17 protein-coding genes and 1 pseudogene are annotated in these 18,608 nt (G+C 71.2%); 7 read left to right on the top strand and 11 right to left on the bottom strand.

What is annotated here, in order from left to right; translation table 11 throughout:
- Positions 1-124: 124 nt before the first annotated feature.
- The 4 genes and pseudogenes from AB0J76_RS42095 to AB0J76_RS42080 form a co-directional block, all read right to left on the bottom strand.
- A pseudogene (locus tag AB0J76_RS42095) lies at positions 125-1,009 on the bottom strand (serine hydrolase domain-containing protein); the annotation flags it as partial.
- Between the two features lie 180 nt (positions 1,010-1,189).
- Positions 1,190-2,149 carry a CU044_5270 family protein gene (locus AB0J76_RS42090; protein ID WP_352329528.1) on the bottom strand — a complete coding sequence of 320 codons (960 nt, stop codon included), beginning with the start codon at positions 2,147-2,149 and terminating at the stop codon, positions 1,190-1,192.
- Positions 2,146-2,724, bottom strand: a complete 579-nt coding sequence (locus AB0J76_RS42085) for an RNA polymerase sigma factor (protein ID WP_352329530.1) — start codon at positions 2,722-2,724, stop codon at positions 2,146-2,148. Before AB0J76_RS42085 ends, AB0J76_RS42090 begins: the two co-directional genes overlap by 4 nt.
- Before the next feature lie 223 nt (positions 2,725-2,947).
- Entirely contained in the window at positions 2,948-4,372 is a 1,425-nt protein-coding gene (locus AB0J76_RS42080) for an amidase family protein (protein WP_364393028.1), read from the bottom strand.
- A gap of 752 nt (positions 4,373-5,124) precedes the next feature.
- Between AB0J76_RS42080 and AB0J76_RS42075 the strand changes: the two genes are divergently transcribed.
- Positions 5,125-6,018, top strand: a complete 894-nt coding sequence (locus tag AB0J76_RS42075; RefSeq protein ID WP_352323999.1) for a Gfo/Idh/MocA family oxidoreductase — start codon at positions 5,125-5,127, stop codon at positions 6,016-6,018.
- Between the two features lie 205 nt (positions 6,019-6,223).
- Here AB0J76_RS42075 and AB0J76_RS42070 read toward each other — a convergent pair whose 3' ends face one another.
- From AB0J76_RS42070 to AB0J76_RS42055, 4 genes are all read right to left on the bottom strand, one after another.
- Positions 6,224-7,180 carry an SAM-dependent methyltransferase gene (locus AB0J76_RS42070; protein ID WP_352323998.1) on the bottom strand — a complete coding sequence of 319 codons (957 nt, stop codon included), beginning with the start codon at positions 7,178-7,180 and terminating at the stop codon, positions 6,224-6,226.
- On the bottom strand, positions 7,135-7,938 hold the full coding sequence (locus AB0J76_RS42065) for an isochorismatase family cysteine hydrolase (RefSeq protein ID WP_364393025.1): 804 nt from the start codon (positions 7,936-7,938) through the stop codon (positions 7,135-7,137). The genes AB0J76_RS42070 and AB0J76_RS42065 overlap by 46 nt, the downstream gene beginning before the upstream one ends.
- Positions 7,939-8,003: 65 nt before the next feature.
- Positions 8,004-9,074: an isocitrate/isopropylmalate family dehydrogenase gene (locus AB0J76_RS42060; RefSeq protein ID WP_352323996.1), complete on the bottom strand. Its 1,071-nt coding sequence runs from the start codon at positions 9,072-9,074 to the stop codon at positions 8,004-8,006.
- A gap of 52 nt (positions 9,075-9,126) precedes the next feature.
- Positions 9,127-9,657, bottom strand: coding sequence for an EF-hand domain-containing protein (locus tag AB0J76_RS42055; protein WP_352323995.1), 531 nt, complete (start codon positions 9,655-9,657; stop codon positions 9,127-9,129).
- A 588-nt stretch (positions 9,658-10,245) separates the two neighbouring features.
- Here AB0J76_RS42055 and rph point away from each other — a divergent pair.
- Entirely contained in the window at positions 10,246-12,843 is a 2,598-nt protein-coding gene (rph, locus tag AB0J76_RS42050) for a rifamycin-inactivating phosphotransferase (protein ID WP_352324001.1), read from the top strand.
- 30 nt (positions 12,844-12,873) lie between these two features.
- Here the strand turns inward: rph and AB0J76_RS42045 are convergent, their stop codons facing one another.
- Both AB0J76_RS42045 and AB0J76_RS42040 read right to left on the bottom strand, forming a co-directional pair.
- Positions 12,874-13,104, bottom strand: a complete 231-nt coding sequence (locus AB0J76_RS42045) for a hypothetical protein (RefSeq protein WP_352323994.1) — start codon at positions 13,102-13,104, stop codon at positions 12,874-12,876.
- A 315-nt stretch (positions 13,105-13,419) separates the two neighbouring features.
- Complete coding sequence (locus AB0J76_RS42040; RefSeq protein WP_352323993.1) at positions 13,420-14,463, bottom strand: zinc-dependent alcohol dehydrogenase family protein; 1,044 nt, start codon at positions 14,461-14,463, stop codon at positions 13,420-13,422.
- Positions 14,464-14,488: 25 nt separating this feature from the next.
- Here AB0J76_RS42040 and AB0J76_RS42035 point away from each other — a divergent pair, with 25 nt between their 5' ends.
- Positions 14,489-14,641, top strand: a complete 153-nt coding sequence (locus AB0J76_RS42035) for a hypothetical protein (RefSeq protein ID WP_352323992.1) — start codon at positions 14,489-14,491, stop codon at positions 14,639-14,641.
- A gap of 84 nt (positions 14,642-14,725) precedes the next feature.
- Complete coding sequence (locus AB0J76_RS42030; protein ID WP_352323991.1) at positions 14,726-15,679, top strand: hypothetical protein; 954 nt, start codon at positions 14,726-14,728, stop codon at positions 15,677-15,679.
- A gap of 79 nt (positions 15,680-15,758) precedes the next feature.
- Here AB0J76_RS42030 and AB0J76_RS42025 read toward each other — a convergent pair whose 3' ends face one another.
- Positions 15,759-16,715, bottom strand: a complete 957-nt coding sequence (locus AB0J76_RS42025) for a LysR family transcriptional regulator (protein ID WP_352323990.1) — start codon at positions 16,713-16,715, stop codon at positions 15,759-15,761.
- A 409-nt stretch (positions 16,716-17,124) separates the two neighbouring features.
- Here AB0J76_RS42025 and AB0J76_RS42020 point away from each other — a divergent pair, with 409 nt between their 5' ends.
- The 3 genes from AB0J76_RS42020 (at position 17,125) to AB0J76_RS42010 (ending at position 18,569) form a co-directional block, all read left to right on the top strand.
- A complete protein-coding gene (locus AB0J76_RS42020; protein ID WP_352323989.1) occupies positions 17,125-17,544 on the top strand; it encodes a nuclear transport factor 2 family protein in 420 nt (139 codons plus the stop codon).
- Positions 17,545-17,777: 233 nt separating this feature from the next.
- Positions 17,778-18,221 (top strand): VOC family protein, encoded by a 444-nt coding sequence (locus AB0J76_RS42015; protein ID WP_352323988.1) that lies wholly within the window; start codon positions 17,778-17,780, stop codon positions 18,219-18,221.
- Between the two features lie 9 nt (positions 18,222-18,230).
- Positions 18,231-18,569: a hypothetical protein gene (locus tag AB0J76_RS42010; protein WP_352323987.1), complete on the top strand. Its 339-nt coding sequence runs from the start codon at positions 18,231-18,233 to the stop codon at positions 18,567-18,569.
- Positions 18,570-18,608 lie beyond the last annotated feature (39 nt).

Here is an 18,608-nt window from a genome sequence, read left to right as displayed (position 1 = left end):
CCTGCCGTCGTCGCGGGTCAGCGACAACGTCGTGGCTCCCCAGACCGTGCCGCCGTGGCCCCAGCAGACGCCGGCCCCCCGGGATCTCGACCCTCTGCAGGCCGAGGCCGTAGTCGAGCATCTCCCCGGTGTGGGCGCGGACCGGGACCGTGCGGTGCATCTCCGCCAGGAGGGACAGGCCGACGATCTCGCCGCCGAGCAGCAGGCCGTAGAAGGTGTTGAGGTCCTCCATGGTGGACACCAGGGAGGCCGCCGTCCGCACCCAGGACATGTCGTACACGCTGTAGTCGCGGGGCGGGTCGATCATGCCGAAGAACGACTCGTAGATCCGCGGGTGCGGTTCCTCGATCCTCGGCCCGCCGGGGAAGGCGGTGTTCCGCAGCCCGGCGCGTTCGATGACGTGCCGGGTGACGTACCCCTCGGCCGTGGTGCCGGTCACGTGCTCCAGGAGCCGGCCGAGGATCATGTAGTTGGTGTTGGAGTAGACGCCGGGAGAGCCGCCGGGCTCGCCGGTCGGGGGCGCCGCGAGCCCCATCCTGATCAGCTCGGCCGGCGGGAAGTACGTGAACCGGTTGCCGTCCAGGCTCTCCGGCGAGACGTGCGGAAGGGAGGGGAATCCGCCCAGCGACGGGAACGCGGCCGGGAGATAGTCGGCGATGCCGCTGGTGTGGTTGAGCAGCATCCGGACGGTGATCCGCTGCCCCCGTCCGCCCGGCACCAGCCGGGGCAGGTAGCGGCCGATCGGCGCGTCCAGCTGCAGGTCGCCCCGCTCGGCCTGCTGCAGGACGGCCGCCGCGACGAAGGTCTTGGTGATGCTGCCCACACGTTGCACCATCCCGGCCTCGACGGGACGTCCGCTCTCCACGTCGGCCACCCCGGCGGCGCCCCGCCACACCCGGCCGGCGTCGCGCACCTCGGCGTACACGCCCGGCACCCCCGCGCGACGCACGGCGTCCAGCGCGGAATCCAGGACCTCCGACCTCTCCCGCTCACTCACTGCTGATCTCATGCCCGCCATGATGGTCGCGCCGCCGTCCGGTGGCGTCCTGCCGGCGGAGTGACCTGCCGCTACCGCCGGGGGATCAGTGGACGGCCGGCTACGACCCCGGGAGTACTCCGCAACCGGTCCACTGGGCCCGCCGCCAGGCGGTCGCGCCCTGCGGTCCGTCCGTGGTCCGCCGGGCGCGGCTCAGGCGCAGGCCTTCCGCGTCACCGACTTGGACCAGGCCGGGAGGGCGTCGATGACCTGCGGGCGGCTGACGGACCACACTTCACGCCCCTGCCCCGGCACGAAGTCCTGCCCGCCCAGCAGGACGTAGGAGGCCTTGTCGAAGATCAGGGATTCCCGCGAGACGGTACCCCCGGGCCCCAGATCGTCCACCCGGGTCACCGCGATGCCCGGCTTGCCGGTGGCGTCCTTGAGCTCCTCCATCTCGATGCCCGGCAGGGTCGCGGCGATCTCGAAGATGGCCGCCTGCTGCGCGGGCGGGACCGGGCTGCCGAGGACGGAGCTCACGCCGTACCAGATCCGGGTCGCCGTGTCCTTGCCGGGGAGCATCTCGTTACCGCGTTCGGCCAGCTTGCGCCGCAGCTGCTCCCGGTCGACCGGCCAGTCGCGGAGGTCGGCGTAGGTGAGACGCCTGACGCCGCGTTCGGGGCACCGGATCAGGAGCTCCTTGTACTCGCCCCCTCGGGGGACGGTCATCGCCGGCTTGTGCCAGTGGAGCCCTGTGCGGGACCCGTCGACCGACTGCCAGACCTCGCCTGTGTTGTGGCGCGGAACGACGTTGCGGACCCCCTTCTCGCTGCGTGCCACCGCGATGCGCTCGTAGTGGAGGTACTGGTCGTCGCGGGGTTGCGGCCAGGGCGCGGCGGTCGCGGCCTCGGCCGCCAGGAGCAGCACCTCGGCGGCGTTCGCGGGCGCGGAGGAGTTGACCGTCTGGACGACGATCACCCCCGCGGCCATCGCCGCGGCCAGGCCCGCCGCCGGCACCAGCCGCCGCAGCCGGGCCGCCCGGAGCCGGAGCCGGCGCTTGGTACGGGCTTCGGCCAGGAGCGCGGCACGGGCGGGGGCGAGGCGATCCGCCGTCGGGTACGGCTTGCCGGCGAACAGGTCACGCAGCTCGGTCAGCTCGGTCCGGTCGTTCATGAGGTCTGCTCCATCGTGGGGTCGGTGCTGCCGAGGGCGTCGCGGACGATGGCCCGCGCGCGGCTGAGGCGGGAACGAACCGTTCCGATCGGGATGGACAGGGCGTTGGCCACCTCCTCGTAGGTGAGGTCGGCCCAGGCCACGAGTAAGAGCACGTCACGGTCGCGGGCCTTCAGCGAGGCCAGCGCCCTGGCGAGCGGGCGGCGCACGGCCTGCGCGCTGGCTCGCTCAAGTGCCTGCTCCGCGGCGTCGTCCGCGTCCGGCAGCGCGCCCACCTTCGCGTACGCCTTGTAGCGATGGACCTCGGCCCGCTGGTGCCGGCGGACGAAATTGGTCGCGAAGCCGTACAACCAGGGCAGGGCCTCCGGACGGGCGGTGTCGTAGTCCCGGCGCCGCCTGAACGCCGCGAGGAACGTCTCGGAGACGACGTCGTCGGCCGTGTCGTCGCCGAGCCGGCGGGCCACATAACGGTGGATGTGTCCTGCGTGCCGGTCGAACAGCAAGGCGAAGTCCTCGGGATCTCGCCACGACCGTTCGATCAGGGCGGCGTCGGACAGAGTCGTACTGGGCGGCATGTGGTTGAGCCTTTGCAAGGAAGTAGTGTCGCCCGTCTTTCACACGAGCCGGCGATCGAGTTCACGCGACGCGCCCGTCCGCGGGCACCCACAGTCGGCTCGCGATGGCGCGACCGCCCTGAACCGGCCGCAAGGGCGGCCACGACCTCGACCGGGTATGACCATGTCCCCCGCTCGAAGCCGAGCCTCCCTCACCCGCCGCTTCAGAGCGGCCGCCTCCCGATCACCCTGACAGGCCGCCCGCGAAGATCGGCGGAACCCGGTCCCGCCACGGCATCGCCCGTTCCAGGTAGGCGGCAACCTGGAACAGCAGGTCCTCGCGCCCGTACGCGGCGGCGAGCTGCACGCCGACGGGCAGCCCGCCGGCGCTCCGCCCCAGCGGCAGGCTGATCGCCGGCTGCCCGGTGGTGTTGAACAACTGCGTGAACGGCCCGAACCCGGACAACGTCTCCAGCCATCCCCGCAGCGTCTGGCCGGGATCGTCGTACCGCAACGTGCCGTGCGGCACCGGCAGACGGCCCAGGGTGGGCGTGACGAGCAGGTCGTACCCGGTGAAGAAGGCCGCCGCCGACCGGGTGACGCGGTTCTGGGCGTCGAAGGCCGCCAGCATGTCCAGCGCGGTGGCCTGCCTGGCCGCCTTCAGGAACTCCCGCGAGACCGCCTCCATCCTGGCCTCGTCGGGCAGCCGCGGCGCGAGCAGGCACGGGGAGGCGACCCCGACGGCCTCGATGATCCACGCCCTCATGGCGTCCTCCCGGTCGACCGCCGGGCTCGCCTCCTCCACGACGTGCCCCGCCTGCTCCAGCACGCGGGCCGTCGCGACCGCCGCCGCGGCGACCTCCGGGTCCACGTCCGTGCCCATCCAGGAGGTGGTGGTCAGCGCGACCCGCAACCGGCCCGGCTCCGTCACGAGCTCCCGCGTGTACGACCCGCGGGGCGGAGGGGCGGTGTACTTGTCGCCGACGCCCGGCCCGTGGACCGCGTCCAGCAGGCCCGCGGCGTCGCGGACCGTACGCGTGAGCACGAACTCGTCCGCCATGCCGAGCACCAGCTCGCCGGCGTCCGGGCCGCAGGGGCCGCGCCCCCGGCTCAGCTTGAGCCCGACCAGCCCGCAGCAGGCGGCCGGGATCCGGGTCGAGCCCGCGCCGTCGCTGGCGTGCGCGACCGGAACGGCCCCGGCCGCCACCAGCGCCGCGGCGCCGCCGCTCGACCCGCCCGCGGTGCGGCCGAGGTCCCAGGGGTTGCGTACGGGCCCGTAGCGCACGGGCTCGGTGGTGAAGCTGACGCACAGCTCGGGCACCGTGGTCAGGCCCAGCGTGACCAGACCGGCGGCGCGGAACCGCGTCATCAGGTCGGTGTCGCGCCGGGCGAGGACGCCGGGATAGGCCCGGCTGCCCAGCGTGAACGGCACCCCTTCGGCCACCGGCCCGTGATCCTTGATGAGGAACGGCACCCCCGCGAAGGGGCCGTCCGTCGCGCGGCCGAGCGCCGGCGTGAACACCGGCAGCGCCAGCCCGTTCACGTGTTCGTCAACCTGCGCCAGCGCCTGGCGGGCCGCCGTCTCGACCTCGCCGGCGTCGGCCTCGCCCGTCCTGATCAGGTCGCGGAGGCCGGTGGCGTCGTACCTGGCGTACTCATGGATGTCCATGGAAAGCCCTTCTCCGGGCGCGCTCGGGCGCCCGCACGTCGATCGTCTGAGGAAAGAGTCCGAGAGCTGCCGACAAGGGAGCGACGGCTCCTGGGCCGTCCCCCTGCCGGTGATCGACGTGTTCCTACGCTCGGTACATCACCGGCCATGCTCGCAGTGACCGGCCCTTCGGTCCACCGAGTTTTCCGCCGGGGGGCCACGGCCCTCATGGCCGCAACACGACCACCTCGCTCAGGACGCTGACACTCGGACCGGACACCAGGACGGCCGCCCACAACTACCCGTCCACGCCGAGCAGCCCATCCACCACGCCCGGAAACCACAAGCTACGGCCCGGTCCGGCTACACGCCCCTGGCCCGCCTCTCCACGACCGCTCCCGAACCGAAGCCCGGGGCGCACCTTCCGCTCCTGGGGACCGGGAGTGGGGTGCCCGTGCCCTCCAGGAACGGCTTCGACCCTGGGGACCAGGAGGGGGAGTGGCCGTGTGCTCCAGGAACGACTTCGACCCTGGGGACCGGGAAGGGGAGTGCCCTTGCGCTCCAGCAACGGCTTCGGTTCTGGAGAGCGGCAGTGGGGCTGCCTGTGTGCTCCGGAGATGGCGTCGCTCCTGGCGGCCAGGAACGGGGATTGCCCTGGTGCCCCTGGAATGGGCTCGTGCCCGGAATCCAGCTTCGGAGGGCCCGGAGCGGTTCCCGCGGTCCTGACATGATGTGGATCATTTCCTGAAATATCGCCCACTTGGAGTAAACCTGTGCGCATCGCGCTCGCCGGGCTGGCCACCAGCCATCCGTACACCGACGCCCGCACCCTCGCCCACCACGCCGAGCTGTCCGTCTGGGAACCCGACGCCGAGCGGCTGCGGCGCTTCACCGAGGAGCATCCCGGGGCGAAGGTGGCGGGCGACCTCGACGAGTTGCTGGCGGGAAACCCGGACGGCGTCGTGCTGACGCTGCCCAACCCGGACGTGCCCGCCGCCCTCGGCCGGGTGCTGGAGACCGGCGTGCCGTGTTTCGTGAACAAGCCCGCCGCCGCGACCAGAAAGCAGCTCGACGCCCTGCGCCGGCTGCCGGTGCACGATCGGGTGATGTCGGGCTCGGTGCTGCGTTTCGCGCCCGCCTTCGCCGAGGTCCGCGCCGACGTGCAGGACGTGCTGTCGGTACGGGCGACGGTCCGGCACGACGTGGGCCAGTGGGCCGACGGCTACAACGCCTGGCAGGACACGCCCGGCGAGGGCGGCGGGACGATCGTGACCATGGGCATCCACGGCGTCGAGCCGCTGGTCGCCCTGCTGGGCCCGGACGTACGCCTGGTCGGGGCAGCCGGAACCAGGCGCCACTACCGGACACTCAGCTCCGAGGACACCGGCGTCCTGGCACTGCAGTGGGCGAACGGAATAGTCGGAACGGTCGAAATCCTGGGCGTCTCGGACGACAACGCCTACACGGTGACCCTCCACGGCCGGCACGGCAGCGAGTCGATCGTGATCGAAAGCGGCCCCGACCCCGTCCACAACCTGGGATACGTGCGGACAATGGAGGCGTTCCTCAGCATGGTGGACGGCGCCCCGAACCCAGTGCCATGGGCCGAAACCCTCGCAATCCTGGACATCCTGATCTCAGCACGAGAACACGCTCCCACCACCTGAGAACCACCCCGACCATCAACCGCCCCCAGACACCAACCCCCAAGCCCCGCCCCCGAGCCGGACCAGAGCCCCGACAGCCACGCATGGCACCATTCGCGGCCCCGCCACCTGGGCCGCCCCGCTCTCCGACCGTTCGCGGTCGCCACCGGTCGGGGCAGCCAAGGGAGTCTCGCCGTCTGTTTGCGGCTGGCCCGGGAGCCGGCCGTCAGCAGTCGCGGAACGTGGGTACCGAGACGCCCAAGACGTGACTTTGTCGTGGTTTGTCGGCGAACACCCAGCGGTTGGTGGCCAAGGCGTCGTCCGGTTCGGGAAGGGGACCTCGACCGTGCTGACGGGTGAAGTCGAAGGGCGTACGGACGGTGGTGGACCAGCCGCGCCCCCTCAGCAGCCCGATGGAGTCGGGACGCGGCTTCCTGTCGAACAACGCGAGCAGATCCACGCCGATCTGTGCCTTGGTCGAGGCGTAGACCGGGTTGGCGCGGACCGCCGGCGACCCCAGCCCGAGCTTGGCCTCGAACGCCAGGACGCTTCCTTCGGCACTCAGGACGTCGATGGTCCGCTGGAGCCGGCGTTCGACCGCTGGATCCAGGTAGAGCAGAAGCCCCTCGGCCAGCCAAGCGGTCGGTGTGCTCGCGTCGAAACCCGCGGCCAGCAGCGCGCCGGCCCAGTCGTCGCCCACGTCGGCCGCGACCACCCGACGCCGTGCCGCCGGGACGCCCCGGCCCGGGGAGGACGGCTCGACGGCGAGCGAGTCGAGCACGTGCTCCTTGAACGCCAGCACACCGGGCCGGTCGATCTCGTACACGACCTGCCCCCGAGGCCAGGCGAGCCGCAGAGCCCGGGTGTCGAGCCCCGCACCGAGCAGGACGACCTGCCGGATGCCCCCCTTGGCCGCGCGCAGCAGGAAGTCGTCGAGGACCCGGGTACGCAGACCGAAGTACCGGCCGAGCCTGCCCCAGAGAGGGTTGGCGTCGCCGCCGGGCACGTCCTGCGGACGGGTCGGCCAGGCGGCCGAGGCGGCCGAGGCGCGGACGAAGTGCTCGGCGTAGGGGTCGGCGGCCAGGGAGTCGGGGCGGTGGGTCTCGATCGCCCGCGCGGCGGCGACCATGAGCGCGGTCAGGCCGACGCCGGTGTCGATCTGGAGCTGTCGGTTGTCCGGCACGTGCTCTCCTCTCGGGCCGGTCGACCGGCCGCTGACACCGCGGCGGTCTCCTGTTCCGGGATCCACGAGCCAGGGACGTCGTGGGAGGTGAGATGGGCGCCGTAGAGGGCGGCCATGAAGCGCAGGATCTCCGAGTCGGGCAGGTAGCGGCTGGCGGTGCAGTCGGTCAGCACCGTGATGTGGAAGCCCTTCTGGAAGGCGGTGCGTGCGGTGGAGTCCACGCAGACGTCGGTGTACAGGCCGGCGAACACCAGACGGACGATGCCGCGCCCGCGCAGGTGCCGTTCGAAGCCCTCGCTGAGGAAGGCGTCGAAGCAGGCCCACTTGGTGAAGACCGGCTCCCCGGGCGCGGGCTCGACCTTGTGGAACTGCGCACCCCAGGTGCCTTCGAGGCACTTGAGGGGTTTGCCCTGGGCGAGGTCGCGCCGCCGCCAGCTCGGCCCCTGATGCTCGGCGTCACCGACGAACCGGACGAACACCACGTCCATGCCGCGGGCTCGCGCCGATGCGAGGGCTCTGGCCGTGTTGGCCGCGACTGTTTCCAGAGCCGCCGGGTCACCGGCGTAACGGGCACGGGCGGTGGGGCCGGTACAGAAGTCGTTCTGCAGGTCGACGACGACCAGGGCCGCACGCTCGGTGCCGGGCAGGTGCTCCTCGCCGGCCAGACCGGCACGTTCCTGGACGGGCCGGTGCCCTTCGGCGGGGACGGCCGCACGTTCCTGGACGGGCCGGTGGCCTTCGGCAGCCGGGACGGCCACATGTTCCTGATGTTCCCCGGTGACCTGAATGGAACGTTCCTTGCGGGACGGTGACTGCTCGCCGGTCATGAGTCCGCCATCAGGACCGGCTGGGCCGCGGGTTCCAGGGCGTCGAGGAGGGCATCGACCACGCCGGTGGTGGAGTGGCGTCCGCCGGCGTCAGGGGTGGCGACGCCGTGACGGCCGAGCGCCATCAGGGCGCGTTCGACCATCCGCACCGCTCCGGCACACCCCGCGTGCCGCTCGGCGATGGCCGCCGCGGCCCGGACGGTGGCCACCGGGTTGACCCTCCCGGTGCCCGCCAGGTCGTCGGCGGAGCCGTGCACGGTCTGGTACTCGACCAGGCCGCACGCGTCGGGATGCAGGTAGACGTTCTCGGTGCAGCGGTTCTCCTGCCGCTCGGAGCCGAAGCGGTCGAGCAGCACCACGTGCATGATGTCGGCCCACTCGTTGCCCGCGATGATCACCGTGCGGGGCCGCGGGCCGCGTTCGATGAGGTTGCGGTTCACCGTGTCGGGCTGGAACAGGCCGATCTGCACGCCGTGGCGCGCGGCGCTCTCGGCCACCCACTCGTCGAGCGCGCCGTCGAGCAGGTGGAACTTGTAGGCCATGACGATCTCGTCGATGCGGCCGTCGGGCCACTCCTGGCGCGCCCGGCGCACGGCCAGCGCGATGACCTTCTCGGTGATCTCCCTGCTGAAGGTCATCGTGCGGACGAGCGCGCCGGGAAGATGCACGTTCTCGCCGGTGTAGAAGCCCTGGGCCTGGTCTCTGACCAGCAGCAGCGAGGCCCCGGCCGTGGTGATGGCGTCGATCTTCACCGCCTGGAGGCGCTGGCGGACCAGGTAGAGCGACTGGGCGTTGATCGCCGTGCGGAAGACGGCTGGGACGCCGGCGGCCGCCAGCGAGCGGCAGAAGCGCGTGTAGTGGTCGGCGTCCTGCCGCGTGCTCTCGCGGATCTCCTCGGCCTCCGCGCCGGCCTTCAAGGACACGTAGGAGTGATAGATCCGCTCAGAGCGGGTGAGGGCCACCTTCGTGCCGCAGGCGTCGGCGATCCCGGCCAGCACCCGCTCGAAGACGGCCGCGAGCTCGGGGCCCGTTCCCCGGCCGATGGCAAGTCCGATGACTGGTTCCACTACTGCTCCCTTTTCGTCGTCGAAGACCGGACGCGCCGGCTCGTGGCGGCCGTCAGCTGGACTCTCCGAGCAGGAGGTCGCCCGCGATGTCCGCCTTCTCGGGGCTGTAGTACTCCTTGATGCCCTCGGCCCAGACCGGGACCTTGACCTGGTCGTCCTGGGAGGGGCCGAACGCGTCGAAGAGGGTGTTGACGTTGCGCCGCTTGAAGCCGATGGCGGTCATGAGCGCCATGAAATCGGTGCGGTGGATGAGGCCGTCGCCGTCGGGGTCGCCCAGCTCGGCCAGCGCCTCGGCGAAGTCGGTGAGCGCGTCGTCGAAGCGCTCGGGGGACAGGACGCACGCGCTGTACTCCTCGAAGCTGATGCGGCCGTCTTTGTCCTTGTCGAGTTCCTCGACAAGAGTCGTCCAGTAACGACGGAAAGCGTCACTGATCGCGCTCTTGGCGGCTTCTGTGGAACGAGGGGAGGCCGCCAATACGCGGTTGGCCATGCGGTCGAAGTCTTCGGCCTCAAGGTAACCGGTGCCGTCGGCGTCGAACAGGGTGAAGATGAGCTTTACTCGGTCGATGGCCGCGTCTTGCATGCCTGACACCTTTCTTCGGCGGGGTCCGGGTGCAGACTCTATAACGGAACCAGACGCGTGGGTGACCAGGTCTTTGGCGCTGACGGAAACGTAAAATCCCGCATTTGGAATAATTCGCCAGAAAGCCTCAATGGGCGACAAAGGTGGAGAAGTCATACGATTCTCGCACCCGTGGCAGGCGGGGACCGCCGGGAAGCTGGGGATATTTCCGATTATATGGGGATTTGTGACTTGCGGTTCGAGGGCGCCGTGATTCTGTAGCCCGGAAGCTAGTTTTTCATGTCTCCGGGTGATGGTGGGGGCGGGGGTGGCCCGGATGGGGGTAGCCTTGGCGGCTTTTAGGTGATTGCGTCGTCGCCGTCTCGTGGCAAGATCTACAATGTAAAGGCGACAGCGAAAGTGATCTTCCGAGGCGAACGGCCCCACGGACCGTCCGGCAGCGGCGGTCGGGCTGGATGCTGGGGAAACGAACGTCCCCTCACTTTCACTTTATAGCGGATCCCCGCCCCTCATGAGACCTCGAGAAGTCGTTCATACTGCCCGTTGCGAACCAACCCGACGATGGATGGAGCGACGGAATTGGGTTACGTGCTGGAGTTCGGGCAGATCAACGCGGCGAACATCGCGGACGTCGGCGGGAAGGGCGTCGCCCTCGGCGAGCTCTCGCGGATCGACGGCGTCCGCGTGCCGGACGGCTTCTGCGTCACGACCGAGGCCTTCCAGCGGGTGGTGTCCGCGGTGCCGTCGTTCGACGCCCAGCTGGAGCTGCTGGCGAAGGTGGATCCGGACGACCGTGCGGCGGTCCGCGCGCTGAGCGCGGAGATCCGCGCCGTCATCGAGGGCGCGCCGGTGCCCGACGACGTGGTGGCGGCGATCGGGGAGTCGCTGGCCCGGCTCGGGGAGCAGGCGGCCTGCGCGGTGCGGTCGAGCGCGACGGCCGAGGACCTGCCGACGGCGTCCTTCGCCGGGCAGCAGGACTCGTACCTGAACGTCGTGGGGCCGGCGGAGGTGCTTGCGCATGTGCGGCGGTGCTGGGCCTCGCTGTTCACGGAGCGGGCGGTGGTCTATCGGCGTCGTAACGGGTTCGACCACCGCGGGGTGCGGATGGCGGTGGTCGTGCAGCGGATGGTGTTCCCGGACGCGGCCGGGGTCCTGTTCACCGCGGATCCGGTGACGTCGGACCGCAGGACCGCCGTCGTGGAGGCGGTGTGGGGGCTGGGTGAGGCGCTGGTCTCGGGCGTGGTCGCGGGGGACGTCTACACGGTGCGGGACGAGCGGGTCGTGGACGTGTCGGTCGGGGACAAGGCGCGGGTGGTGCGGGCCTCGCCGGCGGGCGGCACCGAGGAGGGGCCGGTCGAGGCCGAGCGGTCGGTCCGGCGGGCTCTGACCGATGAGCAGGCGGTTCGTCTGGTGGGGCTGGGACGGCGGATCGAGGCGTGGTTCGGCCGGCCGCAGGACATCGAGTGGTGTCTGTCCGGTGAGGAGTTCCATGTCGTCCAGAGCCGGCCGATCACGACGTTGTTCCCGGTCCCGGTCGCCGACGACCAGGACAACCATGTCTACGTCTCCGTGGGGCATCAGCAGATGATGACCGACGCGATGAAGCCGCTGGGGTTGTCCTTCTGGCAGTTGACGACGTCGCGGCCGATGGCGGAGGCGGGCGGGCGGCTGTTCGTGGACGTGGCCCCGGTTCTGGCGACGGCGGCGGGCCGGGCGAACCTCATCGGGACGTTGGGGAAGTCCGATCCGCTCATCCGGGACGCGTTGCAGACGGTGGTGGACCGGGGCGACTTCATCCGCGCGGTGCCGGAGGAGGAGTCGGGCGTCGCGCCCGCCGCCGCTCCGCCCGCGCCGATCGAGACCGATCCGGAGCTGGTCGCCGAGCTGGTCCGGGACGGCCGGGAGTCCGTGGCCGTGTTGCGGCGCCGTATCGAGGAGCTGTCCGGGCCGGAGCTGTTCGAGTTCATCCTGGCCGACATCGCGGAGCTGAGGCGGCTGCTGTTCGGCCCGCGGAGCTTCCAGGCGATCATGGCGGGGATGGAGGCGGCCTGGTGGCTGAACGATCACCTGGAGGAATGGCTGGGTGAGCGGAACGTGGCCGATGTGCTGACGCAGTCCGTCCCGCACAACGTCACGTCGGAGATGGGGCTGGCGCTGCTGAACGTGGCGGACGTGATCCGTCCGCACGCGGAGGTGGTGGCGTTCCTGCAGCGGGTGGCGGCGGAGGATCGGGAGGGCGACGGCTTCCTGGAGGAGCTGGGCGAGCTGCCCGGCGGCCGGGAGGCGGCCGAGGCCGTCCGGGGCTTCCTGGAGCGGTACGGCATGCGTTGCCCGGGAGAGATCGACATCACCCGGACGCGCTGGAGTGAGCGGCCCGCCATGCTGGTTCCGGTGATGCTGGGCAATGTCCGGAATTTCGAGGCGGGTGCCGGTGCGCGGCGTTTCGAGCAGGGACGTCAGGAGGCCCTGCGCAAGGAGCGGGACGTGCTGGCGCGCCTGCGGGCCCTGCCCGACGGGGAGCGGAAGGCGGCGGAGACCGAGCGGATGATCGCCCGGGTGCGCACGTTCGCGGGCTATCGGGAGTTCCCCAAATACGGCATGGTCTGCCGTTACCTGGCCTACAAGCAGGCGTTGTGGCGGGAGGCCGATCGGCTCGTCCGGGCGGGGGTGTTGCGGGACCGGGAGGACGTCTTCTACCTGCGGTTCCAGGAGCTGCAGGAGGTCGTGCGCACGGGCGAGGCCGACGGCGAGCTCGTCCGGCGGCGTCGGGAGGACTTCCGGTGGCACGAGACGCTGCGCCCGCCGCGGGTGATCACCTCGGACGGCGAGGTGCTCGCCGGCCGGTACCAGCGCGAGGACGTGCCGCCGGGGGCGCTGGCCGGCCTGGCGGTGTCGGCGGGGACCGTCGAGGGACGTGCCCGCGTGGTGCCGGACATGGCGCGGGCCGATCTGGCGGCGGGTGACATCCTGGTCACCGCCTTCACCGACCCGAGCTGGACCCCGTTGTTCGTGGGCATCGCCGGGCTGGTGACGGAGGTGGGTGGCCTGATGACGCATGGAGCGGTGATCGCGCGGGAGTACGGGCTGCCGGCGGTGGTGGGGGTGGAGGGGGCCACCCGGCTGATCCGGGACGGGCAGCGGATCCGCGTGCACGGGACCGACGGGTACGTGGAGCTCCTCGACTGAGCCGCGGCGGCCCTGTCTCGCGTGCCGAGGTCAGAGCGCCGGCGCCGGTACGCTCAGCGGCTGCGGGGTGCCGTGGTCGGCGGGCGCGGGGTGCTCGGCGGGGGCCTGGAGGCGGGGCCGCTGTTCGGGGGCCGGGCACTGGCCCTGGCAGTAGCCGTTGACGACGACGAGGCGTCCGCGGGCGGCCGTGTAGTCGCTGCGCTGCCGGCCGGGGAGGACTCCCTTGCAGGTGGGGCAGCAGATGGGCTGGTCGGCTGTCATCAGGGCCTTTCGACGTCGTGGATGTCGTGGGCGCGGGTGCTCCGGGCCGATGGCGGCTCCGGAGCACCGGGTCGGCGGGAGGTGCCGTGGTGGTCTGTGCTCAGGCCACCAGGGGGCTCTTCACCGTGCGCCTTCTGCAGTATGGCGACCGCGCGCGGGGGAGGGGCGGGCGGGGTGGCGTGACGGGCTGAGGATCGTTCCTCGCGGGGTTGTTTCCTTCCTCCCGCTTGGCAGCGGCTTCGCCCGCGGGTGGCGTTCCGGCGTCGATCGCGGCTTTGCCTGTTACGGCCGGCGCTTCGGGGGAGCTTCGGAAGGTCAGGGCTTGATGAGCACTTTGAGGCTTTTGCGGTCGGCCATGTCCCGGTAGCCGGCCGGGACGCCGTCGAGGTCGGTGGTGGCGTCGAAGACCTTGCCGGGTTCGATGACGCCGTTCAGGATGTCGGGCATCAGCTCCTCGATGTAGGCCCGGACCGGGGCGGGGCCGCCGGCCAGGCGCAGGTTGTGGCGGAACAGGCTGTCCATGCCGATCGGCGCGTCGTCGTACTGCGGCACGCCGACGCGGCTGATGACGCCGCCCGGCCGGACGACCCCGAGCGCCTGCTGGTAGGCGGGCATGTTGCCGACGGCTTCCAGGACGACGTGGGTGCCGTCGCCGCCGGTGAGGTCGCGTACCTGCTCGATGCCTTCCTCGCCGCGGGCGGCCACGACGTCGGTGGCGCCGAACTCGCGGCCGAGGTCGGTGCGGGCCTGGTGGCGTCCCATGAGGATGATCTGCGCGGCGCCCAGGCGCCTGGCCGACAGCACGGCCAGCAGCCCGACGGCGCCGTCGCCGATGACGGTGACGCGGGTGCGCCGGCCGACGCCGCCGGCCACGGCGGCGTGGTGGCCGGTGCCGAGCACGTCCGCGAGTGTCAGCAGGGACGGCATGAGGGGCGAGTCGGCTTCGACGGGCAGTTTGACCAGGGTGCCGTCGGCGAGCGGGACGCGTACGGCCTCGGCCTGGCCGCCCTCGTCCGGTTCGGCGTCCCAGAAGCCGGCCTGCGGGTCGGCGCAGGAGGTGTGCAGGCCCTCGCGGCAGAACCGGCAGGTGTTGTCGGAGATGGCGAACGGCGCCACGACCAGGTCGCCCCGGGCGAGGGTGGTCACCTGGGAGCCGACGTCCTCGACGATGCCGATGAACTCGTGTCCCATCCGGGCGGGTCCGTCCTGCGGTTTCATCGAGCCGTAGGGCCACAGGTCGCTGCCGCAGATGCAGGACGCGGTGACGCGGACCAGCGCGTCGGTGGGCAGTTGGACGGCCGGATCGGGCACCTGCTCGACGCGGACGTCGCCGGCACCGTACATCAGGGTTGCGCGCATCAGGAGTTCTCCGATTCGTTCTTGCGTGGTGGTCGCGAGCGGGCCCGAGCGTCCCGGCTTCCTGGCTCCTCCCCGTCTGACCTGGCCATACACGCTCAAGGCGGAGGCCAGGGCGGGCGCGTCACGCCTGGCGGCCACCCATCCCCAGGAGCCGCCCTCCACCGATCCGTCCCGCTGAACGGGTCGTTCGCATTCCGGTGTGGCGGGATGCATCCGATATGTTCTTGTTTGTCGGGTCTTTGGGCTGTGTTGGGGGAGTTGTGTGCGCGCACTACCGCTGATCGTGGCTCTCGTGCTGAGCCTGGGCGGCTGCGGTGCGATCCCGGGACTGCCCTATCGGCCCGCGGACCCGCCGACGCCGAGTCGCGCCGCCTCGCCCGCCGCCTCACCGTCTCCGTCTCGGGCTCCGTCGCCGGACGCCGCGCCGTCCGCGAGCGCCACCCCGGCTCCCACGGCGACCGCGCAGGCCCTGACCGTCGCCCGGGCCCGGACGGCCATGCGCACGTGGCTGGCCACGTACAACGCGGCGCTCAGGAAGCGCAAGTGGTGGCGGTCGAACGCCCGGCTCGACGCGCTGTTCGTCGAAGGCGCCCTGTACGAGGGCGTGCTCGAACGCAGCCGTGAGGAGCTCGGATGGAAGCCGGCGCACCGGCCGATCAACCCGACCGGCACCCCGACGATCTATGTGCCCAGGCCGGAGCGGCAGCCACCGGCCGGGGACTGGTTCATCGCGAAGGCGACCTACCGGGACACCAAGGGCCACAGCCGTCCGCACCTGCTGGGGTTCCTGCGCTCTGCCGGGCAGTCCTTCCGGCTGGCCGTCGTGACCCCGGTGCACTGGGGACAGCGGATGCCCGAGCCGCTGCTCGACGCCGACGGCTACGTCACGGACATGGACGACGCGATGGCGGCCGCCGTGGCCGAGGAGTACCGCAACTTCTGGAACGGGGACAAGGACAAGGAGGGCGACTCCGGCTACCGCCTGGCCAAGGACAGCTACAGCCGCAAGGCGTTCCCCGAGGTCAACAAGGGGTTGTACGTCGGGTTCGCCGGCCACGGCTCCGTCTTCGGCTTCCGTACGGCCAGTGGCGGCATGTTCTTCCTGTTCGCCCTGCTCAACGACACCAAGAGCGTCACCAACGTGCTGAGCGAGGCGGTGCTGGTGCCCAAGGGCGGCAAGGCCGTCCAGGAACTCGGCGGAAGCTGGTTCTCCTAGGGACGCTCCTGCGCTGCGGCCGAGGTCAGACCGGGGTCGACGCTCTTGGACGCGGTGTGGCGCGTCCAAGAGGTAGTGATCACACGTGCTCGGCCATGAGCCTGGCGTGGTCGGCGTCAGGGAGCCAGTCCCGCTGTGGCGTGTAGTCCAGCCATCGGTGGGCGCGGCCGGTGTCGGCGAAACCGCGCACCAGGGGTTCGAGCAGCGGATGCCGGTGGGAGGTGCGCCAGACCAGCGACCACGCGTACAGCGGGGTCGGCTCGACGAGCGGGATGGAGCGCAGACCTGCGTGGCCGGGGAGCGGCGCGTCGGCGGGAACGAGCGTGAAGCACGAGACGTCGGCGCGGAGGTGCTGCACAAGGTGGTCCAAGCCTAGATTGGGGCCGTCCTGTCGCCGCGTGATCTGGAACTCGTCGGCGAAACGGCGCAGGAAGTCCAGGCGAGTCAGCTCGGCCGGGCACCACAGGGTGCTGTCGCGCAAATCGGCCGGACGCAGTGTGGTGGCGGCGGCCAGCGGGTGCGACGTACTCACCACGGCGTCGACCGGTTCCAGCCGCGCCAGCCGCTGAGTGAGGCCCACGTCGGAGCCGCCCGGCAGCGGGTGCACCCGGCCGAAGCCCACGTCGGTGTCGCCGCGCAGCAACGCCGCTGCGACCGAGGGCCAGTCGCGTCCCGGGCCGGGCTCCAGCCGGACCGTGCTGAGCGCCTGCACCGCTTGAGCGACGGTGCGCATCGGCGCGTACAGGTGGCCCCAGGTGTCGATGCGCACGACTGGTCCGGCTCCCGTCACCTCCGCGACCGCGCGTTCGGCCGCCGCCAGGGCCTCGCGTGCGGCCGGCAGGAACCGCTCGCCCGCCTCGGTCAGCCGGATGCCGCCCTCGCGTTCGAACAGCCGTACCGCCAGCACTGCCTCCAGCCGCGCGATGCGCTTGGACACCGCCTGCTGGCTGGTCCCCAGCCGCTCGGCGGCGCGCCCGAAGTGCAGTGTCCCGGCGGTCACGACGAACGCGCGGACCAAGGTCAGGTCGAGATCCACGCCTACGACCATAGGCGACAACCAGGCGTTGTCGGCCGGGCGGGCGCGTTGTTGGCCTCGTCACTGCCCCCTCCGGTGAACTGGTCGCAAAAACCACCGGGGAGGCAGAGGGATGAAGGTGCCCGTTCCCGCAGGCGATCCGGCAGAACCGGTCGCGCTCGCCGACGTCCCCGAGCCGATCCCAGCGGCCCGGCCTGCATCGAGCGGGTCGTCGGTCACGCGATGGCGGGGGGCTGCGCGGAGTGCGTCGCCGTGCCGGTTGACGGCGCTCGCAGTGCTGCGCGACACCGTCGCCGCCGGCCTTCCTCGCCTTCTTCGACGGGCCCGAGCCAGCCGTCATCCGCCACTTCCGCGCCCCTGAACGCCCCCCTTGCCCACCACGAGACCCCCGACCGTAGGAGCGCAGATCATGAACGCCGTCACCGACCCCCGAGCCGTCGTCATCCGCTACGTCGAAGCCGTCCGGGATGGCGATGCGGACGTCGTCCACGACAGCTTCGCCGACGACGCGACCTGGCACTATCCCGGCGATCTGCCGATCTCGAAGGTGTGGCGGGGGCGCGACGCGATCGTCAACGACTTCCTGGGCGGCATGGGAAGGATCCTGGTCCCGGGAACTCTGCAGATCGAGCTGGTCAGCACGATCGCCGAGGGTGAGCACGTGGTCGCCGAATGGACCTCCAAGGCCACCACCGTCCACGACACCGCCTACGACAACCGCTGCATCGCCGTCTGCACCGTTCACCTCGGCAAGATCACCTCGGTGATCGAGTACACCGACACCCAGCACGTCGCCGCCGCCCTCTTCCCCCACCACTCCACCCCTTGACCCGTCGGGACCGGGCGAGCCGCCGCGGACGAAACGCTCCAGCGCCTCCTCGCCGTTCGCGAGGTCCGCGCGGTTGAGCACCTGCAAGGGAGGCCGGGAAGCCGGGAAGATCAGGGCCGGGCAATGCATCGGATCTCAAGCCGAGGCCGGTCCCCAGCAAGTGGGGTTCCCTTACGGAACCTAGAGTGCTACCTTGCTCATGCGTCTCTTGAAGAAACCCTGAAAGGCATCCGATGACATTCATCAGGCGTTTCGACCACGTCGGCATCACCGTCGCCGACCTCGACGCCGTGACGGCGTTCTTCGTCAGCCTCGGTCTGGAGGCCGATCCGAAGATGGCCGTCGAAGGCGACTTCCTGGACACGGTGATCGGCATGACCGGCGCCCGCACCGAGATCGTCATGCTGCGACCGCCCGGCGGAGGCACGACACTGGAGCTCTCCAGCTTCACGCGCCCGGACCACCTCCCGGGTTCGCCCGCCGCGCCCGCCAACGAGCTGGGCCTGCGCAACGTCGCCTTCGAGGTGCACGACCTGCAAGCCGCGGTGGACCACGCCGCAGCCGAGGGCTACGGGCTGGTGGGAGGCGTCGGCGAATACGAGGGCGGGTGGCGGATGGCCTACGTCCGCGGGCCCGAAGGCATCTGCGTCTCGCTGGCCGAACGCATCGAGAAGTAAGGGGACAGCATGAGCACGACCGTGACCGACGAACAGATCCAGGCTCTGGCCGCGACCGCGAAGCCGTACAGCCTGGCGCTCCTGCACTGGGGGCCGGACCGCACCAGGGACGGCGCGGACGCCATCGAACTCGAACACCAGCGACGCATGGTGTCCCTGCGCGCCGAGGGGGTGATCGCGATCCTGTGCCCGGTCGCCTCCGACACCATGGCCGGCGTCGCGATCATGACCGTGCCGGCCGAGGAGGCCTCGGAGATCATGGCCGGGGACCCCTGCGTGCAGGCCGGGATGATGCGCTACGAGGTGCACCCGTGCCACGGCTTCCCCGGAGACGCCCTCCCCGCATGAACGACCTGAGCCAGGTCGATCAGCGCCTGCCAGGTCTGT

Source organism: Nonomuraea sp. NPDC049624 (assembly GCF_040675255.1).
In the GTDB taxonomy this organism is placed as follows: Bacteria; Actinomycetota; Actinomycetes; order Streptosporangiales; family Streptosporangiaceae; genus Nonomuraea.
Note: the sequence above shows the minus strand (reverse complement) of the source record. Positions and strands in the feature narration are given on the sequence as shown.

Coding starts and splice junctions, on each gene's coding strand:
- AB0J76_RS42090 (WP_352329528.1), bottom strand. CDS start 2,149: ATGAACGACCGGACCGAGCTGACCGAGCTGCGTGACCTGTTCGCCGGC.
- AB0J76_RS42085 (WP_352329530.1), bottom strand. CDS start 2,724: ATGCCGCCCAGTACGACTCTGTCCGACGCCGCCCTGATCGAACGGTCG.
- AB0J76_RS42080 (WP_364393028.1), bottom strand. CDS start 4,372: ATGGACATCCATGAGTACGCCAGGTACGACGCCACCGGCCTCCGCGAC.
- AB0J76_RS42055 (WP_352323995.1), bottom strand. CDS start 9,657: ATGCAAGACGCGGCCATCGACCGAGTAAAGCTCATCTTCACCCTGTTC.
- AB0J76_RS42045 (WP_352323994.1), bottom strand. CDS start 13,104: ATGACAGCCGACCAGCCCATCTGCTGCCCCACCTGCAAGGGAGTCCTC.
- AB0J76_RS42040 (WP_352323993.1), bottom strand. CDS start 14,463: ATGCGCGCAACCCTGATGTACGGTGCCGGCGACGTCCGCGTCGAGCAG.
- AB0J76_RS42020 (WP_352323989.1), top strand. CDS start 17,125: ATGAACGCCGTCACCGACCCCCGAGCCGTCGTCATCCGCTACGTCGAA.
- AB0J76_RS42015 (WP_352323988.1), top strand. CDS start 17,778: ATGACATTCATCAGGCGTTTCGACCACGTCGGCATCACCGTCGCCGAC.
- AB0J76_RS42010 (WP_352323987.1), top strand. CDS start 18,231: ATGAGCACGACCGTGACCGACGAACAGATCCAGGCTCTGGCCGCGACC.